The organism is Actinomadura coerulea (assembly GCF_014208105.1).
In the GTDB taxonomy this organism is placed as follows: Bacteria; Actinomycetota; Actinomycetes; order Streptosporangiales; family Streptosporangiaceae; genus Spirillospora; species Spirillospora coerulea.
Genome location: NZ_JACHMQ010000001.1, coordinates 3,416,267 through 3,441,676, shown reverse-complemented (window position 1 = coordinate 3,441,676; position 25,410 = coordinate 3,416,267). Strand labels below are relative to the sequence as shown.

The window sequence follows — 25,410 nt, the reverse complement described above, 5'->3', positions numbered from 1 at the left end:
CGCACCTCCGAATACGAAAACGATCTCCGACTGGCACAGGCTCCCCGCCCGGGGGCCGCGGGTAAAGGGCGGTGCGCGACGAAGACCGCCCGGATTTGGTCACGTCCTGCCCTTGCCTCGATGCAAATGTCCCTATTACGGATTTCGGATGTCCGGGAACGGGGCGCGGGGATGCCCGGCGCGCCTGCCGGGCATCCCCGCCCCATGGGTTGGAGCTATCGGAAGTCACTGAAGATGGGCCCGTTCCGCCTCAACTTCTCCAAGAAGGGCGTCGGGCACAGCGTCGGAGCGCGCGGAGCCCGCTACACACGCTCGGCGGACGGGCGCCGTCACATGACGCTGCGCATCCCCGGGACCGGTCTGTCGTGGAGACGGTCCCTGAAGTCGTCTAGCCGCTCTTAGCGCGGTTGACCGCCGACAGGACGGCCTCCACCGACGCCGTGAGCACGGACGTGTCGCGTCCCGCGCCCCAGCGGGTCACGCCGTCCACGCGGCACTCGGCGTAGGCGACGGCCGCGGCGTCCTGCCCGGTCCCCGCCGAGTGCTCGGCGTACCGCAGGACCTCCACCTTGATCCCGGCGGAGGCCAGCGCGTCCGTCAGGGCGTCCAGCGGGCCGTTGCCCGTGCCGGCGTGCTCGCGCTCGCCGCCGCCGACCCGGACCACGCCGGTGAAGTCGTGCCGCGCGGGGCCCGTGCCGGAGGTCCGCCATCCGGTCACCTGGACCGGCCCCGGCCGGTCCAGGTACTCGGCGCGGAACAGCTCCCACAGCTCCTCGGCCGTGACCTCCTCGCCGCTGCCGTCCGTCGCCCGCTGGACGACCCGGGAGAACTCGATTTGCAGGCGGCGCGGCAGGTCGAGCCCGTACGCCGAGCGCAGCAGGTAGGAGACGCCGCCCTTGCCCGACTGGCTGTTGACGCGGATGACCGCCTCGTACCCCCGCCCGACGTCGGCGGGGTCGACCGGCAGGTACGGCACGTCCCACGGCAGCCGCTCCGGCGGCACGCCCCGCTCCTCGGCGAGGCGCGCGTGGCGGGCCATGCCCTTGGCGATCGCGTCCTGGTGGGTGCCGGAGAACGCCGTGTACACGAGGTCGCCGCCGTACGGGTGCCGCTCGTGGACGGGCAGCCGGTTGCAGTGCTCGACGGTCCGCCGGATCTCGTCGATGTCGGAGAGGTCGATCCGCGGGTCGACGCCCTGCGCGTGCAGGTTCAGCGCCAGCGTGACCAGGTCGACGTTGCCCGTCCGCTCCCCGTTGCCGAACAGGCAGCCCTCGACCCGCTGGGCGCCGGCCAGCATCGCCAGCTCCGCGCACGCGACGCCCGTCCCGCGGTCGTTGTGCGGGTGGACCGACAGGATGACCGCGTCGCGCCTGGCCAGGTTGCGGTGCATGTACTCGATCTGGTCGGCGTACACGTTCGGGGTGGCGATCTCGACCGTGGCCGGCAGGTTCAGGATGACCGGGCGGTCGGGGGAGGAGTCCCAGAGCGCGGTGACCGCGTCGCACACCTCCAGCGCGTAGTCGGGCTCGGTGAGGTTGAACGTCTCGGGGGAGAACTCGAACCGCACGCCCGGCCCGGCGAGCCGCGCCACGACGGCCGCCCCGTCCAGGATCAGCCGCCGCACGCCGTCCCGGTCCGACCCGAGTACGACGTCCCGCCACACCGGCCCCGTCGCCGTGTACAGGTGGACGACGGCCCTGGGCAGCCCCTCGACGGAGGCGAACGTCCGCTCGATGAGCTCGTCGCGGGCGGGCGTGAACACCACGGGCGTCACGTCGTCGGGCACGCCGGTCTCGGCCAGGTGCCGGACGAAGTCGAAGTCGGTCCGGCTTGCCGACGGGTAGCCGACCTCGATCTCCTTGAAGCCCATCGTCACGAGCAGGTCGAACATGCGGCGCTTGCGGGCGGTGTCCATGGGCTCGGCCAGCGCCTGGTTGCCGTCCCGCAGGTCGACGGGCACCCACAGGGGCGCGCTCTCGATGCGCCTGGACGGCCAGGTCCGCTCGACGTCCGGCACGGGCGACGGCACGCGCTCGTGGACGGACCGGTACCGGTGGAACGGCATGGAGCTGCCGCGCTGGGGGTTCCAGAAGGGCGCCCCGTCCGCCACCGGGCCGGACGGGGTGCGCAGGGTGGGGAAGTTCGTGCGCGTGCTGGGGAAGTTCATGGGCCTGTTCTTCGTTCGATCGCCGGACGACCGGCAGCACCGGACCCCGCGGCGGGGTGCCGGTCGGAATCAGGCCCCGCCGCGGCGACCGAGAAGAAGGCCCTGCCACGACACGCCGTCCACCCCACCACACCTCAGCTCCTCAGACAAGCTGAGGTGGGCCTACCCTGGAGGCCCCGACGCCGTCCCCGGAGGACTCCCGATGCCGCTCGGCCCGCTCCGTCCCAGCCCGCTCGTCGAGCAGGCCGCGCAGCGCCTGCGCGAACAGATCGCCGCCGGGGCCTGGCCGGTCGGGACGCGGCTGCCCGGCGAGACGACCCTCGCCGGGGAACTGGGCGTGGGCCGCTCCACCGTCCGCGAGGCCCTGCGCGCCCTGGCCGGGGCCGGTCTCGTGCAGGCCCGGCAGGGCGCGGGCGTCTTCGTCACCGCGACGGAGCCGGCCGAGGACTGGCCCGCCCGGCTCCGCCGCGCCTCCGTCGCCGACGTCTACGAGATCCGCGCCATGCTGGAGGTCCGCGCCGCCGAACTGGCCGCCGGGCGCCGCACGCCGGACGACCTCGACGCTCTCGACCGGGCGCTCGCCGACCGTGACGCGGCCCTGGCCGGCGAAGGCGCCGGGCCCGGCGTCGAGGCGTTCATCGACGCCGACATCGCCCTGCACACCGCCGTCGTCGCCGCCGCGCACAACCCGGTCCTCGCCGACCTGTACGCCGGGTTCGTGCCCGTCCTGCGCGACGGCCTGCTCGACCTCGCCGCCCTGGTCGACGTCCGCGCGGCCGACGACGCCCACGGCCGGGCGGCCCACGCCGCCCTGGTCGAGGCCGTCCGCGCCCAGGATCCGGCGGCCGCGAGCGCCGCCATCAGGGCCGAGCTCGACCGGACCCTGGCCGGCCTACTCCAGAGCCGATAGCAGGGGCGGAAGGTCGCCGTCGTGGACGATCGTCAGGCGGCGGGTGGCCCTGGTGAGGGCGACGTAGAGGTCCTGGCCCCCCTTGGCCGACTCGGTGAGGATCCCGGACGGGTCGACGACGACGACCGAGTCGAACTCCAGGCCCTTGGCCTCCTCGGCGGTCAGCACGACCACGGGCGAGTCGAGGGCCTCGGGGGTGGCGCCGACGGCGGCGTCCGGGAGGGCCCGCAGGACGCCGGTGTGGCGCGCCGCCGAGACGATGACGGCCAGGCGGCCCTCCTTGAAGGCGCCGCCGATGTCCTCGCCGCCGGTCACCAGGACCAGCTCCGAGCGCACCAGGGACGGCAGCTCCTCGACCGGAAGCGCGACCGCCGCCGGCGGCGGCCCGTCGTCGCGGACGGGTTCGGGCGGCGTCTGGTCCGGGGCGACGGCGGCCAGGACGTCCGCGGCGACCTTCATGATCGCGGCCGGGGTGCGGTAGTTGACCATGAGCCGCTGCTCGCGCCACCGGCCCGGGACGTAGCGGTCGAGCATCTGGCCCCACGACGCCGCGCCCGCCGCGCTGCCGGTCTGGGCGATGTCGCCGACGACCGTGAGGGAGCGCGTCGGGACGCGCCGCATCACGGTCCGCCACGCCATCTCCGACAGCTCCTGCGCCTCGTCCACGATGACGTGGCCGTAGGCCCATTCGCGGTCGGCCATGGCGCGCTGGGCGGTGGTGAGGCGCGGGCCGCCGTCGTTGTGGCGCTCGGCCAGCTCGCTCGCGGAGATCAGGTCGCTCGCCAGGATCATCTCGGTGCCGTCGGTGGTCTGCATGACCTCGCGGGCGTAGCGCTCCTCCTCGGCGCGCTTCGCCGCCGCCAGGCGCGCGCGGGCCTTGTCGGCGGAGTCGTCCTTGCCGAGGAGCTCGGCGGCCTCGTCCAGCAGGGGAACGTCCGAGACCGTCCACGGCGAGCCGGACGGGCGGTGCAGGAGCGCCTGCTCGTCGGGGGAGAGGCCGGCCTCGGCGCCCGCGCGCGCGAGGGCCTCCGGGGAGGCGTAGAGATCGCTGAGGAGCCGCTCGGGCGTCAGGTCGGGCCAGAGCTCGTCCAGGGCGGACCTGACGGCCGGGTCCTGCCAGAGAGCCTCCTTGGCCAGGCGGAGGTCGGTCTCGTCGAGAAGGGGCTCGTCCTCGGCCTCGTCGATCAGCTCCTGGAGCCAGCCGGGCAGCCCGCCGGACTTGGCGATCTCTTCGAGGGGCTCGTCCATGATGCGGTCGAACTGCTCGGCCCGGTCGAAGGCCAGCGCCTCCAGCATGTCGTGGACGAAGCGGCGCCGCTGGATGTTGTGCGGGGCGCGCAGGGCGCGGGCGCGATCACGGATCTGCTCGCACCTGCCGGCCTCCACGACCAGGGTCAGGCCGTCGGCCTCGACGCGCAGGCCCCCGTCGGGGACGCGCTGCCGGTCGTGGACGGCCGCCTGCACGAGGTCGGCCATGCGGAGGCCGCCCTTGACCACGGCGGCCGCGGGGACCTCGCCCGCCGTCGCCCTGAGCCCCGGGTACAGCTCGCCGACCGTGGCCAGGGCGACGTCCGTCTCGCCGAGGCCGGGCAGCACCTGCTCGATGTAGCGCAGGAACGTGGCGTTCGGCCCCACGATGAGGACGCCGCGGCGCTCCAGGACGTCGCGGTGCGTGTAGAGGAGGTAGGCGGCCCGGTGGAGGGCGGCGACCGTCTTGCCGGTGCCCGGCCCGCCCTGGACGACCAGCACCCCTTGGAGGCCGGAGCGGATGACCTGGTCCTGCTCCTCCTGGATGGTCGCGACGACGTCGCTCATCCGTCCCGTCCTGCCGCGGCGGAGGGTGGCGAGCAGGGCGGCCTCGCCGACGATGCCGCCGCGCTCGGACTCGTCCAGGCCCTCCAGGTCGAACACCTCGTCGTCCAGCCGGACGACCTCGCGCCGGCGCAGGTGCAGGTGCCGGCGGCGCGCGAGCGTGCCGGGCGCCCCCGGCGTGGCGGTGTAGAACGGCCGGGCCGCGGCGGCGCGCCAGTCGATCAGGACGGGCTCGTGGTCCTCGTCGCGCAGTCCGATGCGGCCGATGTAGAAGGTGTCGCCGGAGCCGTCCGCGTCCGCGCGGTGGTCGATGCGCCCGAAGCACAGGCCGTGCTCGACGGCGTTCAGCTGGACGAGCCGCCGGGCCGCCTCGTCGGTGGCGATGGCGCTCTCGACCCGCGCCTGGAAGGCGGCGCCGCCGCCCGCCGCCGGCCCCTCGCGCAGCGCGGTCGCGGTCCTGGCGCGCTCGGTGTCGAGCCGCGCGTACGCGCGGGACACGTACTCCTGCTCGACGCGCACGACGGCCTGCGCCGCCTTCTCTGCCCGTTCGGGGTTGACAGCGCCCGCTTGACGATGTCCCATGCGTAGGCTACACTCCTATTCATAGGGTGGACTATCTGTATGCGCGTTTGCGACTCAGTAGTCTAGCACTTTTCCGCGCCGAGTGTGATCCTCTAGCGCCGTCCAAAAGATCGTCTGTGTTGTGGCGGGCGTCATCCGCGCGGAACCCCCTGGACATCGATCTTCGTGAGGCTGTCGGCGAGCAGCACTGCCGGACCCCTCCGAAAGGTCACCTCTCCATGGCCGACTCCGCCCGCCCGCTGAACCGGCGCGCCTTCCTCGCCTCCAGCGGGCTCGCCACCAGCGGACTCCTCACCGCCGTCGCCGTGAGCGGCGTGCCCGGCACCGCCCACGCGGCCCCCCGCGGCCGCGCCCTGCCCGCCGACCCGTTCACCCTCGGCGTCGCCTCCGGCGACCCGGAACCCGACGGGTTCGTCCTCTGGACCCGCCTGGCCCTGGACCCGCACGCCGAGGACGGCCTCGGCGGCATGCCCGCCCGGACCGTCCCCGTCCGCTGGGAGGTCTCCTCCGACTCCCGGTTCCGCCGCATCGACCGGCGCGGCACCGCCGCCGCCCGCCCCGACGGCGCCCACTCCGTCCACGTCGAGCTGAACGGCCTGCGCCCCGGCCGCGACTACTGGTACCGGTTCCGCGTGGAAGGCCACGTCTCCCCGGTCGGGCGGACGCGCACCGCCCCCCACCCGGCCACCTTCGGCCCCGCCCTCGCGATGGCCTTCGTGAGTTGCTCGCAGTTCGAGCACGGCTACTTCACCGCATACCGGCGGCTGGCCGAGGAGAACCCCGACCTCGTCCTGCACCTGGGCGACTACCAGTACGAGTACAAGAAGGGCGTCTACACGATCCCGGGCGGCAACGTCCGCGACCACGAGGGCCCGGAGACGGTCACGCTGGCGGACTACCGGCTGCGGCACGCCCAGTACAAGACCGACCGCGACCTCCAGGCCGCGCACCAGGCCGCCCCCTGGCTCGTCGTGTTCGACGACCACGAGGTCGAGAACAACTGGGCCGGCTCCATCCCCGAGGAGGGCTCCGACACCCCCTCCTACGACGACTTCCGCGCCCGCCGCGCCGCCGCGTTCAAGGCGTACTACGAGAACATGCCGCTGCGCCGGCGGTCCGTCCCCGACGGCCCGGACATCCAGGTCTACCGGCGGGTGCGGTGGGGCCGGCTGGCCAACTTCCACATGCTCGACACCCGCCAGTTCCGCGACGACCAGGGCTGCGGCGACGGCTACAAGGACTGCCCCGCCGCCACCGACCCCAAGCGCTCCATCACCGGCGGCGAGCAGGAGAAGTGGCTGCTCGACGGCTTCCGCCGCTCCACCGCCCGGTGGGACGTCCTCGGCCAGCAGGTGTTCTTCGCCCAGCGCGACAACACCGCCGGGCCCGTCAAGAAGACCTCGATGGACTCCTGGGACGGCTACGCCGCCTCCCGCGACCGGATCACCAAGGGCTGGCTGGACGCCGGGGTCCGCAACCCCGTCGTCCTCACCGGCGACGTCCACGCCCACTGGGCGAGCGACCTGAAGGCCGACTACGACGACCCGGAGTCCAGGACGGTCGGTTCGGAACTGGTGTGCACCTCCATCACCAGCACCGGCGACGGCAAGGACTCCAACCCGGCCGACCACCCCTACCTCAAGATCAACCCGCATCTGCGCTTCTACAACAACCAGCGCGGCTACGTGATGACGAGGATCGACAAGGAGGAGATGAGGGCCGACTTCAAGACCCTCCCGACCGTCCGGACCCCGGGCGCCGGCATCTCCACCAAGGCGACGTTCGTCATCGAGGACCGCGTCCCCGGCGTCAACCAGGCCTACCTGCGGCCCTACGCCTCGGCGAAGGCGGCGGCGCAGCCGGACCAGGACGTGATCCGGCAGACCGTCCGCAACGAGACCCAGCCCTGAGAACCGGCCGGCCGGGGACGCGCGGACGCGCCCCGGCCGGCCCCGGCCCGGGGACGGGCTCAGCGGTCCATGCGCGGGCTTGTCGCGGGGCCGGTGAAGATGTCGTCGAGGTCGTAGGCCACCGGCACCTCTAGCTGGGCGTAGGTGCAGGAGGCGGGCGTCCGGTCGGGGCGCCAGTTGCGGAACCGCGCGGTGTGCCGGAACCGGTCGCCCTCCATCGCCTCGTACGCCACCTCGACCACCAGCTCCGGGCGCAGCGGAACCCAGCTGAGGTCCTTCTTGCCGGTCCAGCGGGAGACCGCCCCGGGCATGCGGTCGGCGGTCGCCTCCGTCTGGCTCGCCCACTCGGCCCACGGGTGCTGGGACAGGTCCTCCAGCCGGTAGGGCTGCAACTCCTCGACGAGTTCGGCGCGGCGCTTCATCGTGAACGAGGCCGCGACGCCGACGTGCTGGAGACTGCCGTCGGTGTTGTACAGCCCGAGCAGCAGCGACCCCACGATGGGCCCCGACTTGTGCCAGCGGAAGCCCGCCACCACGCAGTCGGCCGTCCGCTCGTGCTTGACCTTGAACAGCACGCGCTTGTCGGGCTCGTACGCGGTGTCGCGCGGCTTGGCGATGACGCCGTCCAGCCCGGCGCCCTCGAACTCGTCGAACCAGCGCAGCGCGAGTTCGTAGGAGTCGGAGGCGGGCGTGACGTGGATCGGCGCCTTCACCCCGGCGAGGGTGCCGGCGAGCCGCCGCCGCCGCTCGCCGAGCGGCACCTCCATCAGCGACTCGTCGCCGAGGGCGAGCAGGTCGAAGGCCACGAACGACGCGGGAGTCTGCTCCGACAGGAGCTTGACCCGCGACGCGGCCGGGTGGATGCGCTGCTGGAGGGCGTCGAAGTCGAGGCGCGTCCCCCGGGGGAGCACGATCTCGCCGTCCACCACGCACCGCTCGGGCAGCTCGCGCCGCACCGCCTCGACCAGCTCGGGGAAGTAGCGGGTGAGCGGCTTCTCCCCGCGGCTGGACAGCTCCACCTCGTCACCGTCGCGGAAGACGATGCAGCGGAACCCGTCCCACTTCGGCTCGTACAGCAGGTCGCCCTTGGGCATGGTCTTGACCGCCTTGGCCAGCATCGGCGGCAGCGGCGGGCTGATCGGCAGGTCCATGCCCCCATCTTGCGCCCCCGCACCGACAAAAGCGGGTTCCGGGGGTCCGATAACGTGCAGGTCATGCGCCGTCTGCTGCCCGAACCCGCCGCCGACGTCGATCCCTACGAGGCCTACGGGGATCCGCCGCGCCTGCGGCTCGGCATGGTCATGAGCGCGGACGGGTCCGTCACCGACGCCGAGGGCTGGACCGACGGCCTCGGCGGCGCCGCCGACTTCCGCGTCTTCCGGACCCTGCGCGCCCTGGCCGGCGCGATCCTCGTCGGCGCCGGTACCGTCCGCACCGGGCGCCTCGGCCCGGCGCGCCTGCGCGGCGACCTGCGCGCCCGCCGCGGCGGGCCGCCGGCCCCCATCGTGGTGGTGAGCCGCTCCCTCGACCTGGACTGGACTCTCCCGCTGTTCCACGAGGCCGAGACGCCCACCGTGGTCGTGACGACCCGGACCGCCAGGGCCGGGGTCCCCGGCCACCTCCGGGTGGTCGCGGAAGGCGACGACGACGTCGATCTCCCCGCCGCCGTGGAAGCCCTGCGCGAGGACCTCGGCTACGAGCATCTCCTCTGCGAGGGCGGTCCGTCCCTGGCCACCGCGCTCATCAGGGCCTCCCTTGTGGACGAGCTGTGCCTCAACATCGCGCCCGCCCTCCTTGGGAGCGCGCGCCACACCCGCCTGCTGGAGGGACTGGACGCCGAGGTACCGCTCGACCCGGCCGCCCTCTACCTGGACGAGGGCGTGCTGTTCCTCCGCTACCGGTTGCGGAGGTAGCGCGAGCCCGGCGGCCGCGACCCGCGTGAGAAACGGCCCGGCCACCTGCCCGCCCAGCCCGGCGTGGTGACCGTCTGTCCCCAATCTGTACGAATCCGTCATGCCGGAAGCCTTGGGGAGCGACACTAGTCGGCAGGGGGACGGGTGAGATTCTCACGAAAGGAGCGGGGGTGGAGTACGCCGCATTGGGCGCGTGGATCATCGCCGCCGTCGCGGGCGGGTATCTGCTGGTCGTGTGGCTGGTCAACGGAGGGCGTTCGACCAAGGTGACGCGGTTCCCGCGGCTGGTCGTGGCGGGGCATCCGCTCTCGGCCGTCGCGGGCCTGGCCGTGTGGGTCGCCTACGTGGTGACGGGGAACGCCGTCTACGCCTGGGTCGCCTTCGCGGCCCTGCTCGTCGTCATCTTCCAGGGGCTGCTGCTGTTCACCCGCTGGCTCGTCGGCCGCGGCGGCCGCCACGCCAGGGGCGCGGAGCAGGCGTTCCCGGCCGCGGCGGTCGCCGTCCACGGCGCGGTGGCGGTCGCGACGTTCGTCCTGGTCTTCCTGACCGCGATGGAGGTCGGCCGGGCGTGAGCCCCGCGGCTCACGCCCCGCGCCGCAGGACGAGGAGCGCGCGGTCCACGACCGCCACCGCGTCGCGGGCCTTGAGGCGGGGACGCTCGCCGAGCGTGCCCGGCTCGGCGGTGTCGAGCGCGAACTCCCAGCGCTCGCCGTACTCGGCGCCGGGAAGCGTGAACTCGACCGGCTCCGAGCCGGCGTTGATCAGAAGCAGGAACGAGTCGTCCCGGACGCGCCTGCCGCGCGGGTCGGGTTCGGTGATGGCGTCGCCGTTGAGGAACACGCCGAGGGACTTGGCGAAGCCGACGTTCCAGTCCTGGTCGGTCATGCTCTCGCCGGCCGGGGTCAGCCAGGCGATGTCGGCGGCGGCGCCGCGGCCCGTCCCGGTGAAGAATCGGCGGCGCCGGAACACCGGGTGGTCGTGGCGCAGCCGCGACAGGAGCCGGATGAACTCCATGTCGCCCGAGTCCTCCCAGTGGACCCAGGCGATCTCGTTGTCCTGGCAGTAGGCGTTGTTGTTGCCCCCCTGCGTACGGCCGATCTCGTCCCCGTGGGAGAGCATCGGCACGCCCTGCGACAGGAACAGCGTCGCGAGGAAGTTGCGGCGCTGCCGGGCCCGCAGGTCGAGGACCCCGGGATCGCCGGCGGGGCCCTCGACCCCGCAGTTCCACGACCGGTTGTCGTCGGTGCCGTCCCGGTTTTCCTCTCCGTTGTCCTCGTTGTGCTTGTGGTCGTAGGAGACGAGGTCGGTGAGCGTGAACCCGTCGTGGCAGGTCACGAAGTTGATGGACGCGAACGGGCGGCGCGCGCTGTGCTCGTAGAGGTCGGAGGAGCCGGTCAGCCGCGACGCGAACTCCGGCATGGTCGCGTACGAGCCGCGCCAGAAGTCGCGGACGGTGTCGCGGTACTTGCCGTTCCACTCCGTCCACAGCGGCGGGAAGTTGCCGACCTGGTAGCCGCCCTCGCCCACGTCCCACGGCTCGGCGATGAGCTTCACCTGGGACACGACGGGGTCCTGTTGGACGAGGTCGAAGAACGCGGCCAGCCGGTCGACGTCGTGGAGTTCGCGGGCCAGCGCCGAGGCCAGGTCGAAGCGGAACCCGTCGACGTGCATCTCCAGGATCCAGTAGCGCAGCGAGTCCATGATGAGCTGCAGCGCGTGCGGGTTCCGGACGTTCAGCGAGTTGCCGCAGCCGGTGTAGTCGAGGTGGTAGCGCTTGTCGTCGTCGCGCAGCCGGTAGTACGACGCGTTGTCGATGCCCCGGAACGACAGCGTCGGGCCCAGGTGGTCGCCCTCCGCCGTGTGGTTGTAGACGACGTCGAGGATGACCTCGATGCCCGCCTCGTGCAGGGCGCGGACCATCGCCTTGAACTCCAGCACCTGCTCACCGGACTGCCCCGAGGAGCTGTAGGAGTTGTGCGGCGCGAAGAACCCGATCGTGTTGTAGCCCCAGTAGTTGTCCAGGCCCCGCGCCACGAGGGCGTGCTCGGGGACCGACTGGTGCACCGGCATCAGCTCGACCGCCGTCACCCCGAGGTCGAGGAGGTGGTCGATCATCACCGGGTGCGCGACGCCCGCGTAGGTCCCGCGCTGCTCCTCGGGGACGGCGGGGTGCAGCTTCGTCAGGCCCTTCACGTGCGCCTCGTAGATGACGCTCTCGTGGTACGGGACGCGCGGCGGCCGGTCGTCCCCCCAGTCGAAGAACGGGTTGACCACCACGTTCTTCGGCATGTACGGGGCGCTGTCGTCCTCGTTCAGCGCGTCGGGGTCGGCGAACCGGTAGGAGAACAGCGCCTCGTGCCAGCGGATCAGCTCGTGCGGCGTGGCGCCCGCGACGGCCTTGCCGTACGGGTCGAGCAGCAGCTTGGACGGGTTGCAGCGGTGCCCCTCGCGGGGGTCGAACGGCCCGTGCACCCGGTACCCGTAGCGCTGGCCGGGCCCGATGCCGGGCAGGTAGCCGTGCCAGACGAAGCCGTCCACCTCGGGCAGTTCCCGCCGCGTCTCGCGCCCCTCGGCGTCGAACAGGCACAGCTCGACCCGCCGGGCCACCTCAGAGAACAGCGCGAAGTTCGTGCCCGTGCCGTCCCAGGTGGCGCCCAGCGGATAGGGGTCCCCGGGCCACACATCCCGCATGCTCCTCCAACCCTCGGCCGGTTCGTCCGGCCCGTCGATTGTGGCCTACCCGCACCCTTCCCCGCGCGTCGAGGCCTTTCACCACGCGTGTCATTCCGGCGCGGCGCCGCGGGGGAGGCGCCAGACGATCTCCTCGTCGCGGGTCTCCCCGGTCAGGCGCAGCCCGATCCTGGACGCGACGGCCGCGGACGCGCGGTTGTCCGGGTGCACGGTCGCGACGACGTCGCGCACGCCGTGCGCCGCGAGCCAGTCCAGCAGCGCGCGGGCGGCCTCGGTGGCGAACCCGAACCCCTGGTACGGCATGCCGATCACCCAGGCGACCGACGCGATGAGCCGCGGCGGGCCCGGCGTGACCGTCGACCCGGCCGAGGGGGACGTCACGGGGAACCCCGGCGGCGCCGGGGTGACCGTCGCCTGCACGTACCCGACGGCCTGCCCGTCCCGGGCGCGGCGGACGATCCAGTTCAGCCACCACTCCTGGTGGTAGGGCGCCGGGCCCGCGACCAGGTGCGCGTAGCGGGCGCGCAGCTCCTCGCGCGTGAGGGGCTCGCCGCCGATGTGGCGGTGCAGGCGCGGATCGTCCAGGACGGGGGCCATCTCGTCCGCGTGGTGGACCGCCAGCGGCTCCAGGACGAGGCGCTGGGTGCGGATCGTGTCGGCGATCGGCCCGTACACCCGCCGATCGTATGCTCTCGCGGGCCCGCGCCGCGGCCGTCAGAGCCGCCACTCGGACCGCCGGCCGGACAGCCGCCGCGTCCAGGCGCCGACCGGATGCTGGCGCGGGTGGAGCCACAGCCACGGCTGGGCGTGCCGGAACGGCAGGTCGGTGCCGGGCTGCCACGGGAACAGGCCGTTCCCGTTGGGCCAGACGACCTGGAGGATCGGCGGCGGACGCCGGTAGAACGCCACGGCGCCGCCGAACAGCCCGACGGACCAGTCCTGTTCGACGTTCCGGAAGGCCGCCTGCTGCCCGCGCACGACGCCGTCGCGGCGCTCGCCGTCGGCGGGGGCGCGCCCCCCGGCGGTCTCGCGGCCGAGCATGTTGAGGATCTCTTCCGTCTCGTACACGTCGCCGCCGAACATCGCGAGTTCGGGCGCGCCGTGGCTGTGCCACAGTCCGACCGTGTAGGCCCAGCCGGAGCCGTCCTCGTCCGGCTGGACGAGGACGACGCTCCACCCGTACTGGGTGATGTGCACGATCGTGCGGAGCTGGAAGTTGTCCAGGCGGTCGCGGTCGCCGTAGTCACGGCACATCACGCAGGTGCATGAGGGGCGATCGCCGGACATGACCCTCAGTTTACGATCAATCGACCCTGGGCGAGCATGCCGCTGCGCGCAAGGTCACCAGAACGCGCCGGTGTCGCGCGGCGGCGCCTCGTGCTCGTGCCGCACGGCGGGGCCGCGCAGGCCCCGGACGGCCATGGCGCCCAGCAGCATCGCGGCGGGCATGCCGAGGGGCAGGGCGGTGAGCGGCGCCACGGACGCCACGTCCAGGGCCGTCCCGCCGAGCAGGCCCGCGACGCCGAGGTCGGCGCCGCGCCGTCCCGCGCCCAGCGGCAGCGCCAGGAGGGCGGCGGCGACGGCGAGCCCGGCCGCGGGCGCCGCCAGCGCGCGGCGCCGGACGAAGAAGGCCAGCGCCACCCCCAGCGCTCCCAGCGCGGGCAGCGCCATCACGCCGTACCAGCGTTCCGGCCGCGGCCTCATGCCGACCCGGATGACGGGCGGCGCCCCGCCTTCGCGCAGGTGCCAGCGTCGATTCCCGGAAATGTCGGGACTCGCAGTTACGGATACCGGCGGAAGCCGCAATTGCATGGCCGTATCGTCGAAACCCCGCGCCACGAGTTCGCGCGCCGCGCCGGAAGTGTCGATTCGCAGGAACGGCCTGTGCCCCGTCCGGTAGGCGCGGGCGATTTCGGCGCGGGCGAACGGGGCTCCGCGGTCTTTCCTCGTGCGGACGCGGACCCGCTCTGCGCGGGGGAACAGCGCCCCGGCGACCCGTCCCGCGAGGGCCCGCACCTCGGCGTCCGACCGGAGCCGCCCCGCCGCGTACAGGTCGACGTGGGCGCCGCCGTCGGGCAGGAGGACGACCTCCATCCGCGACCGCTGCTCCCGGGGCGGCGCGCCGCCGCATCCGGCGAGCACGGCGAGCACCAGCACAATCGTCGCGACCGCGGCAAGCCGCCGAAAACGCACCCAGGCCTCGCTTCGTCGGCCGGTGTCCCGGCGCCGGAAGAATGATCTATTTTATGCGCGACCACCGGTGGAGCACAGTAGGGAGAAGACCATGGCCGACGATCCGGTCAACGCGATCGACACCTCCGTTCCGCACTCCGCGCGCATATGGAACTACTGGCTCGGCGGCAAGGACAACTACCCGGTCGACCGCGACGCCGGTGACCAGTACGTCAGCATCTACCCCGGGATCGTGGACATAGCGCGGACCGGCCGGCACTTCCTGGCCCGCGCCGTCCGGTACCTGGCGGGGGAGGCGGGCGTCCGCCAGTTCCTGGACGTCGGCACCGGGCTCCCCACCGTCGACAACACCCACGAGGTGGCGCAGCGCGTCGCGCCCGAGGCGCGCATCGTGTACGTCGACAACGACCCGCTCGTGCTGTCCCACGCGCACGCCCTGCTGACGAGCCGCCCCGAGGGCGAGACCAGCTACATCGAGTCCGACATGCGGGACCCCGAGCAGATCCTGCGGATCGCCCGGGGCAAGCTCGACTTCGACCGTCCGATCGCCCTGATGCTGATGGGCGTCCTCGGGCACATCGACTCCTACGACGAGATCCTGCACATCATCCGGACCCTCATGGGCGGCCTGCCCTCCGGCAGCCACCTCGCCCTCTACGACGACACCGACACCGACGAGGCGCACAACAAGGCGCAGCAGGAGTACGACGACACCGGCGCCGTCCCGTACCGGCTGCGCCGGCCCGAGCAGATCGCCGGGTACTTCGACGGCTTCGAGCTGGTGGAGCCCGGTGTGGTGGCGTGCGAGAACTGGCGTCCCGAGCCGAGCCCGTTCGGCGAGACGCCGAGCACCTCGACCCTCTGCGGGGTCGCCCGCAAGGCCTGACCGGGCGGGGCCGCCGGCCGGTCAGGCCGGCGGCCCCGCCCGCCCCGGCGTCTCGGTCAGACCGCCGTCAGTTCCACCGGGATGTTGCCGCGGGTGGCGTTGGAGTAGGGGCACACCTGGTGGGTGGTCTCGACGAGCCGCCGCTTGGTCTCCGCGCTGAGGGCGTCGGGCAGCTCCGCCCGCAGCTTGACGTCGAGCTGGAAGCCGCCCGAGCCGTTCGGGCTGAGGCCGACCTCCGCGGTCACGGACATGCCGGAGACGTCGATCTTCTGCTTCCGCGCCACCAGCTGCATGGCGCTGGCGAAGCACGCTGCGTAGCCGGCCGCGAACAGCTGCTCGGGGTTCGTGCCGTCGCCGTCGCCCCCGAGCTCCTTCTGCAGGGCCAGCCGGAGGTCCAGCCGCCCGTCGGAGCTGAACGCGCGCCCGTCGCGCCCCGTGGAGGTGGCGGTGGTCGTGTACTGCCGCATGAGCTGCCCCTTCGTAAATAGACAGACAGATCTGTCTAGCTCGGAGAGTAGACCAGTCTGTCTGGTAGCGTCAAGGTGTGACCACGACATCCTCGGCGCCTCGCCGGAGCGCGGCCTGGTCCCGCGTCTTCGACACCGCGACGCGCCTGTTCTACGCCGAGGGCGTGCACGCCGTGGGCGTCGACCGGATCATCGCCGAGGCCGGGGTGGCGAAGGCGACCTTCTACCACCACTTCCCGAGCAAGGACGACCTCGTCCGCGCCTACATCACCGACCAGAGCATGCGGCAGCGCGGCATCGCCGACATGCCCGGGTCCGCGACGCCCCGCGAGGCCCTCCTCGCGGCGTTCGAGCGGATGTGCACGTTCGGCTCCGCGCCGTCCTACCGCGGCTGCCCCTTCATCAACGCCGCCGCCGAGTACCCCGACCCCGCCCACCCGGTGCGCCGGGCGATCGACGAGCACCGGGAGTGGTGCCGGGGCCTGTTCCGCGACCTCCTGGCCGCCGACGGCCACCCCGACCCCGACCGCACCGCCCGCACCCTCATGCTCCTGAGGGACGGCCTGGCCGTCGGCTTCGACCTCGACGACCCCGCCGCGGTCCGCGCCGCCGTCGACGAGGCCATCACCAGACTCCTGGACGCCCCCACCCGTCCCCCCGAGCCCGTGGGCTCGTGACGGGAGTCCTGCGGCGGCCGCTGCTCTTCCTGGACGTCGACGGACCGCTCATCCCCTTCGGACCGCGCGAGCACCCAACGCACCGCTCCTCCTCCTCGCCGGAAGTCGCGTCGAACCCGCTGCTGGCCCGGGTCGATCCCGGGCACGGGCCCAGACTGCTTGCGCTGCCGTGCGAGCTGGTGTGGGCCACCACCTGGATGGACGACGCCAACGAGTGCGTCGCACCGCTCGTGGGGCTGCCGCGGCTGGCGGTGGTGACCTGGCCGGACGACCCCGGCGCCGAGGAGCGGGACCAGCGGCAAGGCCTGCACTGGAAGACGCGGACCCTCGTCGCGTGGGCGGCGGGACGCCCCTTCGCCTGGCTCGACGACGAGATCACCGACAGGGACCGCGCCTGGGTGGCCGCGCGGCATCCGGGGCCGGCTCTCGCCCACCGGGTCGACCCGGGCGAGGGGATCACCGATGCCGACTACCGGGTGCTGGGGGAGTGGCTGCGCGCCGCCGCCTGAGGGGGTCGGGCGTCAGCGGTGGAGGAGGGTCTCCTGGGTCATGCGGGAGAGTTTTTCGGGGTTGCGGACGGCGTAGAGGCCGGTGACGCGGCCGTCGTCGATGCGGGTGGCGATGACGGTGTCGATCTCGCCGGCGCGGCCGAGGACCAGCGCGGGGCGGCCGTTGACGTGCGTCGGCCGCAGCGTGGCCGGGCCGGAGATCCCGGCGAGCACGGCGGCCACCCTGTCCGCCCCGACCACGGGCGCGAGCGCGGCCCGGACGACCCCGCCGCCGTCGGTCAGCAGGACGACGTCCGGCGCGAGGACGTCCATCAGGTTCCGCAGGTCGCCGGTCTCGACCGCCTGCTGGAAGGCACGGAGCGCGGCCCGGGTGTCGGACGGGGAGACGGAGTCGCGGGGCCGGCGCGCGGCGACGTGCTTGCGGGCGCGGTGGGCGATCTGGCGGACCGCGTCGGGGTTCCTGCCGACGGCCTGGGCGATCTCTTCGTAGTCCAGGGCGAACACCTCGCGCAGCACGAACACCGCCCGCTCGGTCGGCGCGAGCGTCTCCAGGACCAGCAGCATCGCCATCGAGAGGCTCTCGGCCAGTTCGACGTCCTCGGCCACGTCGGGCGCGGTCAGCAGCGGCTCGGGCAGCCAGGGCCCGACATAGGACTCCTTGCGCCGCCGCAGCGAGCGCAGCCGGGTGAGCGCCTGCCGGGTCGTGGTCCGCACCAGGTACGCGCGGGGATCCCGCACCGTTTCGAGGTCGACGCTCGTCCACCGCAGCCAGGTCTCCTGGAGCGCGTCCTCGGCGTCGGCGGCCGAGCCGAGCATCTCGTAGGCGACGGTGAACAGCAGGTTGCGGTGGGCGATGAACGCCTCGGTGGCGGCGTCCATGCGGCCGTCGGCCGTGCCCTTCGATCGTTCGTCCATGGCCCTCTCCGTTGCGCGTCTCGTGCCGTGCACAGGACGCCGGACCCTGCCCGTTCGTGACATCGAGGGCCAGTGGCGCACGTCACACATCGGCGCTGTCACGGGAGAGGGGGCGGCGTCATCTCGTGTCCAGAGCCGCGTGGACGCCGCGCGGCCCACGAGACGGGAGCTTGACCATGACGGAGAACGCCGGGAGCCGGACGGTCGCGATGGTCACCGGGGCGAACAAGGGAATCGGCCGGGCGGTCGCCGAGGAGCTCGCCGCACGGGGCATGACGGTCCTGATCGGTGCGCGGGACGGGCGGCGCGGGGAGGAGGCGGCCTCGGCCCTGCGCGCGGCGGGCGGCGACGTCCACGCGCTCGTGCTGGACGTCACCGACACGGCCACCGTCCAGGACGCCGCGAAGTGGGTCGAGGAGCGTTACGGGCGCCTCGACGTGCTGGTGAACAACGCCGGCATCACCGGCTCGGGACGGGTGGTGCCCCAGGACGCCGTCGACCAGGTCCCCAGCTCCGTGGACCTGGAGATGGTCCGGACGGTGTTCGCGACCAACGTCCTCGGAGTGATCGCGGTGACCAACGCCATGCTGCCGCTGCTGCGGCGGTCGCCGGCGGCGCGCGTCGTCAATGTCAGCAGCCACGCCGCGTCACTGGCCCTCACCAGCGACCCGGACGGCCCCTTCGCGGCGCTGCTGCCGTCGGCCGCGTACACGCCGTCCAAGGCGGCGCTGAACGCGTTGACCGTGCAGTACGCCAACGAGCTGCGGAAGGACGGCGTGCTCGTCAACGCCGTCGCCCCCGGCTTCGTCGGCACCGACAGCAACGCCCACACCGGGCATCTCACCCCCGCGCAGGGCGCCGCCGTCGTGGTGCGCATGGCCACGCTCGGCGCGGACGGGCCGACCGCCGGCTTCTTCGGGGAGGACGGCCCGCTGCCCTGGTAGGGGGCCGCCTCAGGCGGGCAGCATGCCGTGGCGGAGCTGGAGCAGGGACTTGCCGAGCAGGCGCGAGACGTGCATCTGCGAGATGCCGAACTGCTCGGCGATCTGCGTCTGCGTCTGGTTGCCGAAGAAGCGCAGCAGGACGATGGTGCGCTGCCGTTCGGGCAGCTCGCTGAGCAGGGACCAGAGGGTCTTGCGCTCCACCACGTGCTGGAGGTCCGGGTCCTCGGCGCCGAGGTGGTCGACGATGAGGCCGGCGTGGGCCTCCGAGGACCCTTCGGCGGGCGCGTCCAGGGACAGCGGGTTGTAGGAGTCCCACGCGATGATGGCCTCGGTGACCTCCTCCAGGTCGATGCCGAGGAGGTCGGCGAGTTCGCTGGGCGTGGGGGAGCGGCCGTGCTCCTGGGAGAACCCCTGGGTGGCCTGCACCAGGCGGGGGCGCAGTTCCTGGATGCGGCGGGTGACGCGGATGCCCCAGGTCTTGTCCCGGAAATGCCGCCGGACCTCGCCGAGGATGACGGGGTAGGCGTAGGCGTGGAAGCTGTCCCCGCGGTCGGGGTCGAAGCGGTTGATCGCCATCACCAGGCCGAGGTAGGCGACCTGCCGGATGTCCTCCAGGGGTTCGCCGCGGTGCCCGTAGCGCCGCGCGATCGACTCGACCAGGGAGGCGTGCTCCTCGACCAGTGCCGCTCTCAGCCGGTCGCGCCGTGCGGGACCGGTCCCGGGGCGGTTCATCTCGTCCAGCAGCACCTCGGCGGGGGGCGCGCCGTCCTCGCGGGGGGCGGCTCGGCCGCCGCCGTCCCTCACCGGTGCCTCGGCATGTGTCACAAGGGATCCTTCCTGGGCGTCGGGGGCGCGGAGGTCGTGCGGCGGTCCGGGCTCAGCGCCGGAACCGTCCGTGGGCATGGGTGAGAGGGGGCGGCGGGTCGGCGGTCCCGGGTGCTTCCACGCGGACGACGCGGCTCACACCCGTGGTGGCGCACACGCGCGGCACCGTCCCGGACGCCGGGAGCCGCAAGGAGAGGGGGGTGTCCAACTCGGAGGCGTGGATGTGGACGCGCAGGACCGCCCGACCCCGGGTGAACTTCACCGAGATGCCGCTGGGGGTCGTGAAGGATGCGCGCATGCCACCTCACCAGAATCGAAGTGAAGGCGGGCCGCGCTGTTGGACCCAGAGAACCCGGATCGGGTCCTTCGTGTGGTCTCCCCTCGCGAGTCGTCCCCAAACCGGCGGCGGTCTCCGCGGACGACGGCGGCGTCGCGTTCGCTCTGACCACCGCCCGCGGCCTTACCCGCATCGGCTCGCTCGGGTCCCGGCCGTCCCGGCGGGACGGCCGGGCGCCCGGCCGTCAGGACGACTTGGTGATCTCCTTACTGACGCCGCTGGGACCGTCGTACTCCCGGTCGGGCATGGCCCGCAGCGCCTGAAGCATCGGCTCGTCGGCGCCGTGCTCGGCCGCGTGGTCGACCAGCTGGTCGCGCGAGGCCGGGTAGTCCATGCCGGCCAGGCACTTCTGGACCTCGATGAACGACGGGTTGTCCGCCATGATCCCCCCTCATCATGATCGCGTTCGGGCTCCCGCCCGCGTGCGTCCCCGACCCCGGTACCCGCCGGACGCCGACATCCACCTGCCCGAACCGAGCAGCGCCCGCCGCGAAGTGCCCATCAGAAACATCCAACGAGTTGATGACAGATGACGGGCCAGTTGTAAGTGTTATATTGCCAAGCGCGTAAGCCCCTCTTAATCGCGGCGGACTTGTCACCCGTCGGCAGGGGCGCGCGGGAGACGACGGGACGGCCGTTAGCGGACAGAAACGCTCGAGAGAGCGCCCCTTTCCGGTGCAGGCGGCTGCTCCGTCGTTTCTCTTTTTGCAGGCTACGGGCATGTGTCCATGGCACTGGACCCGCCATCCTCCCCGGACCCGGCTAGGACCCCGGGGGATGCTGATGGGGCTCTCGCTGAGAGCGGTGGCGCTCTGCACCCGCCGAGCCGCGAGCGCATGCGTCGAACAACTCGCCGAATCGGAGCGGCGCCCGGAGGTGAGCCGAGCCGCACAGGCTCGTAGGGCTCAGGGCTTGCGGCCGACGCCGCCCGTCATGAAGCGGACGTCGATGGTGCTCGCGTCGAGGACGGGCTCGTCCGGGCGCCACAGCGGGAGCGGGACGAGGCCGGGCGGCAGGATCTCGAGGCCGTCGAAGAAGGCGGCCAGCTCGGCGGGGGTGCGGACGCGGCCGGAGCCGAGCTGCTCCAGGAGCTGCCTTTCCAGCGCGACCGACTCGGGGGCGTCGCCCAGGCGGGTGAAGTTGGTGATGAAGAAGAAGGAGCCGCTGGGCATCGCGTCCCGCAGCACCTGGACGATCTGGCCCGGCTTCTCGTCGTCGGCGAGGTGGTGCAGGATCCCGACGAGCATCACGCAGACGGGCTTGTCGAAGTCGATCAGCGCGCGGACCTCGGGGCGCTCGAGCAGATCGTCCGGCCGGCGGATGTCGGCGGTCACCACGGTGGTGTTGGCGTTGTCGGCCAGGATCGCACGGCCGTGCGCCAGCACGATCGGGTCGATGTCGACGTACACCACGTGAGCCGCCGGGTTGACCTCCTGGGCGACCTCGTGGGTGTTGCGCACGGTCGGCAGTCCCGATCCCAGGTCGAGGAACTGGGTGATCCCCTCCTCGGCGGCGAGATGGCGGACGACGCGGTGCAGGATCGCGCGGTTGTGCAGGGCGATGTCCCGCAGCTCCGGCATGATCGCAAGGCTGCCCGCGGCAACCGCCCGGTCCACCTCGTAGTTGTCCTTGCCGCCGAGCATCACGTCGTAGACGCGGGCGGCGGTCGGAACGCCGGTGGGAATCTGCGGGGACGACTCGGCCATGTGCACCTCAAGGCTCAGGAGATCTTGCTCCGCATCGTAGCTTCGCGGAGCCGAGCAAAATGCGAAAAACCCTGTACCAATGGACTTCTCGCAGATTCCGGCCGGCTTGGAGAAGCCGTCAGCAGAACACCTTGCCCGCGAGGGCGTAGAGCTTGTCGACCGAGGGCGGCGAGGAACCGAGGTTGACCGACAGGTTCATCTGCCGCCCGTCGTCGGAGCGGAGCGCGTAGGTGGTGTAGCCGATGAGCTGGCCGCTGTGCCCGATCATGAGTTTGCCGCAGGGCAGCGCGTACTCCTGGAGCCCGAGCCCGTAGGCGAACCCAGCGTCGGTAGGCCGCGCGTCGCGCATCGCGGCGAGCGTCGCGGGCGACAGCAGGCGTCCGCCGAGCAGCCCGTCGAGGAACCGGCCGAGGTCCCGGGTGGTCGAGATCATCTCGCCCGCCGCCCAGTCGAGGGAGGGGTTCATGCGCGTGGCGTCCACGGTCCGCCCGTCCGGCAGCAGTGCGTACCCGTGCGCGTGCGGGCGGGGGAGCCCGGGCCGGTCGCCGGGAACGATCGTCTGCGTCAGCCGGAGCGGGCGCAGCACCCGACGTTCCACCTCTTCCCGGTAGGGCCGCCCGGTCAGCCGCTCGATCAGCTTCCCCACGACCACGTAGTTGGTGTTGGAGTACTTCCAGGTGACGTCCGGGGGGTTCTGGGCGGGGGTGCGGAACGCCTGCGTGAGGAGCCGGTCGGGCTTGTAACTGCGGAACCGCTGCGCCCCGCGCCAGCGGTTGGTGGACCATCCCGGGTCGCTCATGTAGTCGCGAAGCAGGCTGGTGTGCTGGAGGACCTGCCGCACCGTGATGCGCTCGCCGCTCGGGACGACTCCGGGCAGATGCTCGGCCACCGGGTCGTCGAGCCGCAGCCGTCCCTCGTCGACGAGCTGCAGCAGGACGGTCGCCGCGAACGTCTTGGTGACACTGCCGATGCGGAAGTACCCGGCCGGATCGGCCGGCCGCCCCGTCCGGACGTCGGACACGCCCGCCGCACCCGACCACTCGCCCCCGCCCGCGGTCCGCACGCGCAGCAGGACGGCCGTGGCCGCCTTGGTCTTCACCAGGTCGTTCAACGCCTCCTGGAAGGCAGGGGTCCGGTTCGACCGTGGCTGCACCGTCCGCGCGCCGGGAGCCGTGAGCACGACCGCGGCCGCCGTCACGGCCGCCGCCGCCGTCGCGCCGGACACCCCGAACGCCGTCCACCGAGAAAATTTGATCATGGTTGAACGCTACGGAGCCGGCCTCTCGCCGCCCATGCGGACGGCCGCCCGGCTTCCCTGTGGAAAACCGCACTCACCACGCTGAGGCTCTCCGCCGACGAGTGAGGGGAACGTGAGGACTCAGCCGACCCTGGGGCGACGCGCTCGACGCCTCCATCCATCGACGATCAGGACCCGGTCGGTCCCGAGCGCCGCGCGGTCAGGGGCCACGCCTCGACGCTCCAGTGGCCGGCACGATCACCGGTCCGCCGGTATTCCTGCCGGACCTGACCGACTTCGATATGTGAAACCTGCAGCCCGATATCAGGTCCGGCCTTTCGTGGAAAGCGTGGACTCCGCGTGACGATCGCTCCGGGCAAGGAGTATGAGGCGCGGAGAAGAAGGGACGTCGGTCGCAGGTCATGTGAACGTGATGAGCCACTTCGCGTCCCAGGACTCTCCCTCATTCCACCGGGGTGTGGTTTTCTTGGTCACGTCCCGCCGGAGTGCGGATTCTCGCGGTGGTGCGTGGTGGGGGTGCTGGGTGGAGTCAGGGCTGCGGATCGCCGGCCGGTATCGGCTTGAGCGGGCTGTCGGCGGAGGCGGCTTCGGCCAGGTGTGGAGGGCCGCCGATCTCCTCCGGGACCGGCCGGTCGCGGTCAAGTTCCTGCACCGGGACGTCGCGGCGAGCGGCCCCGTGTGGCTGAGCAAGTTCCGGCAGGAAGCGAAGATCGCGGCCAGGCTGTCTCATCCGAACATCGCCGCGGTCGACGACTTCGGAGAATACGACGGCCAGTGGTATCTGGTGATGGAATTCCTGCAGGGCAGGGACCTGGCCGAGGAGATCGCCGCGCATCCGGAGGGGCTCGCGGTGCGGCGGGCGCTGGTGTTGGCCGCGCAGATCGCGGACGGTCTGGCCGCTGCCCATGAGCACCGCATCGTGCATCGGGACATCAAGCCGGCGAACCTGATGCTCCTGCAAGGGGATCGGGTCAAGATCTGCGATTTCGGCATCGCCCATATCGTCGAGGCTTCGGCATCGCACACCCTCGGAGGGCAGGCGGGAACACCGAGGTTCATGGCCCCCGAGCAGTGGCGCGGGGATCCGGTCGACGACCGCACGGATCTGTACGCGTTCGGGGGAATCCTGTACGTGATGCTGACCGGGCGCACCGCTTTTCACGGTCCGTCGCTCAGCGCGTTCATGGGACAGCACCTCAATGCGGCCCCCGCGCCGCCGAGCACGACGCGGCCCGAGATTCCCGAAGCGCTCGACCGTCTCGTCTTGGAAATGCTGGCCAAAGACCCCGATCAGCGTCCCGCCCGGGCCGCGGACATCCTCGCACGCCTCCGCGACATCGGGGGTCTTCCCGAACTCCCCGCACGGCCGCCCGTCCCGCGACTCGACGAGCCGGTCGGCGAACGCCGCTCACCTCGGGAGCGCCAGACGCCCGTCCGGACGCCGTTCGCACCGCTGATACCGCGACGGACTCTCAAACTCGCGAGCATCGTCGTGGTGACGGTGATATTCCTCTTCGTCATCACCCGCATCGAGCAGATCGGGGACACGAAGTTCGACGTCGCCTTCACCTTCAGCGGGCACCGGGACGACGTCGGAGCGGTGGCGTTCAGCCCGGACGGTTCGAAACTGGCCACCGGCAGCGGTGACCACACCGCGAAGATCTGGGATACCAGGACCGGTGAACTCCTCACCACACTCGGTGAATATGGGGAAGGCATCAAACTGGTGGCTTTCAGTTCGGACGCTTCCAAGCTGATCATCGTCAGCGCGGACGGCACCACGAGAATCTGTGACGTCGAAAGCCTTAAGGTCGTCGCCAGATTCGGTGGCGATCGGGACCTCGTCGAGTCGGTGGCGTTGCGCCCGGACGGCTCCAGGATCGTGACCACGTCGGGCGGCGAAGCACTGCTCTGGAACGTCGAGTCAGGAAAAGTCGTCGCGACTCTTCCTAAAGCTGATCCCTGGTACAGGTCGGTGGTGTTCAGTCCGGACGGATCCGCTTTCGCCACCAACACTCTATCTGCCGGCCCCAACGTAGCCGTGTGGAGTGCCGAGACCGGTGTTCGCATCGCCGAGATCGGCGATGACCTGTACGGCGTCTACGCGGTGGCCTTCAGTCCGGACGGCACCAGGGTGGCCGTCGGCGGCCCGAACGACTCCGCGAAGGTCTGGGACGTCGCGACAGCTGATCGCGTCGCCTCGCTCGCCGGGCATCGCGGCGGTGTTGGTTCGGTCGCGTTCAGTCCCGACGGTTCCAGGATCGTCACAGGCGGTTTGGACGAGAAGGCGAGGATCTGGGATGCGAGAACCGGCTCCCTCGTCACCACCCTCAAGGGATTCGGGGCCAACGTCAACGAGGTGGTGTTCAGCCCGGACGGTTCCACACTCGCCACCGCCAGCGGTAACACCGCGAAGATCTGGGACCCGAGAACCGGCGATCTCATCTCGACCACTGACGGAAAAACGGACTGGGTTCCCTTCTTCGGAGATTCGACCGACGTCACCGAGTTGACGTACAGCCCGGACGGTTCGATGTTGGCCGCCGCCAGCAGCGACACCGTGATGCTGCTGAAGAAGCACCGGTGAAGGCTGACCGACGATGTGGTCGCCCTCGCAGTGAGTAACGAACCGCGGCCGCCCGGAACGCCGGGCGTAGGCGGCATCGGCATGGTGGCAGTGCGGGACGGAGCCGACTGGCGGCGTCGCT

24 protein-coding genes are annotated in these 25,410 nt (G+C 72.1%); 10 read left to right on the top strand and 14 right to left on the bottom strand.

The annotated features are described in order from the left end of the window. The first annotated feature begins 120 nt into the window (after positions 1-120). A complete protein-coding gene (locus BKA00_RS15755; RefSeq protein ID WP_338072137.1) occupies positions 121-402 on the top strand; it encodes a DUF4236 domain-containing protein in 282 nt (93 codons plus the stop codon). Here the strand turns inward: BKA00_RS15755 and leuA are convergent. Further along, a complete protein-coding gene (gene leuA / locus BKA00_RS15750; protein WP_185034273.1) occupies positions 389-2,065 on the bottom strand; it encodes a 2-isopropylmalate synthase in 1,677 nt (558 codons plus the stop codon). The genes BKA00_RS15755 and leuA overlap by 14 nt on opposite strands. A 304-nt stretch (positions 2,066-2,369) precedes the next feature. Between leuA and BKA00_RS15745 the strand changes: the two genes are divergently transcribed. Then, positions 2,370-3,077 (top strand): FadR/GntR family transcriptional regulator, encoded by a 708-nt coding sequence (locus BKA00_RS15745; RefSeq protein WP_185025776.1) that lies wholly within the window; start codon positions 2,370-2,372, stop codon positions 3,075-3,077. Here BKA00_RS15745 and BKA00_RS15740 read toward each other — a convergent pair. Next, positions 3,060-5,471: a HelD family protein gene (locus tag BKA00_RS15740; RefSeq protein ID WP_185025774.1), complete on the bottom strand. Its 2,412-nt coding sequence runs from the start codon at positions 5,469-5,471 to the stop codon at positions 3,060-3,062. The two genes, BKA00_RS15745 and BKA00_RS15740, sit on opposite strands and share 18 nt — an antisense overlap. A 218-nt stretch (positions 5,472-5,689) precedes the next feature. Here BKA00_RS15740 and BKA00_RS15735 point away from each other — a divergent pair, with 218 nt between their 5' ends. Next, entirely contained in the window at positions 5,690-7,381 is a 1,692-nt protein-coding gene (locus BKA00_RS15735; RefSeq protein ID WP_185025772.1) for an alkaline phosphatase D family protein, read from the top strand. Positions 7,382-7,440: 59 nt separating this feature from the next. Here BKA00_RS15735 and BKA00_RS15730 read toward each other — a convergent pair whose 3' ends face one another. Next, entirely contained in the window at positions 7,441-8,532 is a 1,092-nt protein-coding gene (locus BKA00_RS15730; RefSeq protein ID WP_185025770.1) for an ATP-dependent DNA ligase, read from the bottom strand. A 63-nt stretch (positions 8,533-8,595) separates the two neighbouring features. Between BKA00_RS15730 and BKA00_RS15725 the strand changes: the two genes are divergently transcribed. Together BKA00_RS15725 and BKA00_RS15720 are read left to right on the top strand one after the other, a co-directional pair. Next, the gene (locus tag BKA00_RS15725) at positions 8,596-9,294 is read left to right on the top strand and encodes a dihydrofolate reductase family protein (RefSeq protein WP_185025768.1); all 699 of its coding nucleotides are present in this window, start codon (positions 8,596-8,598) and stop codon (positions 9,292-9,294) included. A gap of 170 nt (positions 9,295-9,464) precedes the next feature. Continuing rightward, the gene (locus tag BKA00_RS15720; protein WP_185025766.1) at positions 9,465-9,866 is read left to right on the top strand and encodes a hypothetical protein; all 402 of its coding nucleotides are present in this window, start codon (positions 9,465-9,467) and stop codon (positions 9,864-9,866) included. A gap of 10 nt (positions 9,867-9,876) precedes the next feature. Here BKA00_RS15720 and glgX read toward each other — a convergent pair whose 3' ends face one another. The 4 genes from glgX to BKA00_RS15700 form a co-directional block, all read right to left on the bottom strand. Next, a complete protein-coding gene (gene glgX / locus BKA00_RS15715) occupies positions 9,877-11,985 on the bottom strand; it encodes a glycogen debranching protein GlgX (RefSeq protein ID WP_185025764.1) in 2,109 nt (702 codons plus the stop codon). 90 nt (positions 11,986-12,075) lie between these two features. Beyond that, on the bottom strand, positions 12,076-12,660 hold the full coding sequence (locus BKA00_RS15710) for a GNAT family N-acetyltransferase (protein WP_185025762.1): 585 nt from the start codon (positions 12,658-12,660) through the stop codon (positions 12,076-12,078). Positions 12,661-12,699: 39 nt separating this feature from the next. Next, on the bottom strand, positions 12,700-13,272 hold the full coding sequence (locus BKA00_RS15705; RefSeq protein ID WP_185025760.1) for a DUF4262 domain-containing protein: 573 nt from the start codon (positions 13,270-13,272) through the stop codon (positions 12,700-12,702). Between the two features lie 54 nt (positions 13,273-13,326). Next, a complete protein-coding gene (locus BKA00_RS15700; RefSeq protein ID WP_185025758.1) occupies positions 13,327-14,178 on the bottom strand; it encodes a hypothetical protein in 852 nt (283 codons plus the stop codon). 91 nt (positions 14,179-14,269) lie between these two features. On the opposite strand from BKA00_RS15700, the gene BKA00_RS15695 reads away from it, so the two are divergent. After that, positions 14,270-15,064: an SAM-dependent methyltransferase gene (locus BKA00_RS15695; protein ID WP_185025756.1), complete on the top strand. Its 795-nt coding sequence runs from the start codon at positions 14,270-14,272 to the stop codon at positions 15,062-15,064. A gap of 56 nt (positions 15,065-15,120) precedes the next feature. On the opposite strand, the gene BKA00_RS15690 is transcribed toward BKA00_RS15695, so the two are convergent. After that, positions 15,121-15,531, bottom strand: coding sequence for an organic hydroperoxide resistance protein (locus tag BKA00_RS15690; protein WP_185025754.1), 411 nt, complete (start codon positions 15,529-15,531; stop codon positions 15,121-15,123). Between the two features lie 77 nt (positions 15,532-15,608). Here BKA00_RS15690 and BKA00_RS15685 point away from each other — a divergent pair, with 77 nt between their 5' ends. Next, positions 15,609-16,208, top strand: a complete 600-nt coding sequence (locus tag BKA00_RS15685) for a TetR/AcrR family transcriptional regulator (RefSeq protein WP_185025752.1) — start codon at positions 15,609-15,611, stop codon at positions 16,206-16,208. Continuing rightward, positions 16,205-16,717: an HAD domain-containing protein gene (locus BKA00_RS15680; protein WP_185025750.1), complete on the top strand. Its 513-nt coding sequence runs from the start codon at positions 16,205-16,207 to the stop codon at positions 16,715-16,717. Before BKA00_RS15685 ends, BKA00_RS15680 begins: the two co-directional genes overlap by 4 nt. Before the next feature lie 12 nt (positions 16,718-16,729). Here the strand turns inward: BKA00_RS15680 and BKA00_RS15675 are convergent, their stop codons facing one another. Continuing rightward, positions 16,730-17,632: an RNA polymerase sigma-70 factor gene (locus tag BKA00_RS15675; protein ID WP_185025747.1), complete on the bottom strand. Its 903-nt coding sequence runs from the start codon at positions 17,630-17,632 to the stop codon at positions 16,730-16,732. A gap of 176 nt (positions 17,633-17,808) precedes the next feature. Between BKA00_RS15675 and BKA00_RS15670 the strand changes: the two genes are divergently transcribed. Then, complete coding sequence (locus BKA00_RS15670) at positions 17,809-18,576, top strand: SDR family oxidoreductase (protein ID WP_185025745.1); 768 nt, start codon at positions 17,809-17,811, stop codon at positions 18,574-18,576. A gap of 9 nt (positions 18,577-18,585) precedes the next feature. On the opposite strand, the gene BKA00_RS15665 is transcribed toward BKA00_RS15670, so the two are convergent. From BKA00_RS15665 to BKA00_RS15645, 5 genes are all read right to left on the bottom strand, one after another. Further along, positions 18,586-19,401, bottom strand: coding sequence for a SigB/SigF/SigG family RNA polymerase sigma factor (locus tag BKA00_RS15665; protein ID WP_185025743.1), 816 nt, complete (start codon positions 19,399-19,401; stop codon positions 18,586-18,588). 52 nt (positions 19,402-19,453) lie between these two features. Then, positions 19,454-19,699, bottom strand: a complete 246-nt coding sequence (locus tag BKA00_RS15660) for a hypothetical protein (RefSeq protein ID WP_185025741.1) — start codon at positions 19,697-19,699, stop codon at positions 19,454-19,456. A 223-nt stretch (positions 19,700-19,922) separates the two neighbouring features. Then, entirely contained in the window at positions 19,923-20,120 is a 198-nt protein-coding gene (locus BKA00_RS15655; RefSeq protein WP_185025739.1) for a DUF2795 domain-containing protein, read from the bottom strand. A gap of 523 nt (positions 20,121-20,643) precedes the next feature. Continuing rightward, positions 20,644-21,444, bottom strand: a complete 801-nt coding sequence (locus BKA00_RS15650) for an SAM-dependent methyltransferase (RefSeq protein WP_185025737.1) — start codon at positions 21,442-21,444, stop codon at positions 20,644-20,646. Between the two features lie 118 nt (positions 21,445-21,562). Beyond that, positions 21,563-22,702 (bottom strand): serine hydrolase domain-containing protein, encoded by a 1,140-nt coding sequence (locus BKA00_RS15645; protein ID WP_185025735.1) that lies wholly within the window; start codon positions 22,700-22,702, stop codon positions 21,563-21,565. Positions 22,703-23,225: 523 nt separating this feature from the next. On the opposite strand from BKA00_RS15645, the gene BKA00_RS15640 reads away from it, so the two are divergent. Beyond that, a complete protein-coding gene (locus BKA00_RS15640; RefSeq protein WP_185025733.1) occupies positions 23,226-25,289 on the top strand; it encodes a WD40 repeat domain-containing serine/threonine protein kinase in 2,064 nt (687 codons plus the stop codon). The last annotated feature ends 121 nt before the right edge of the window (positions 25,290-25,410 follow it).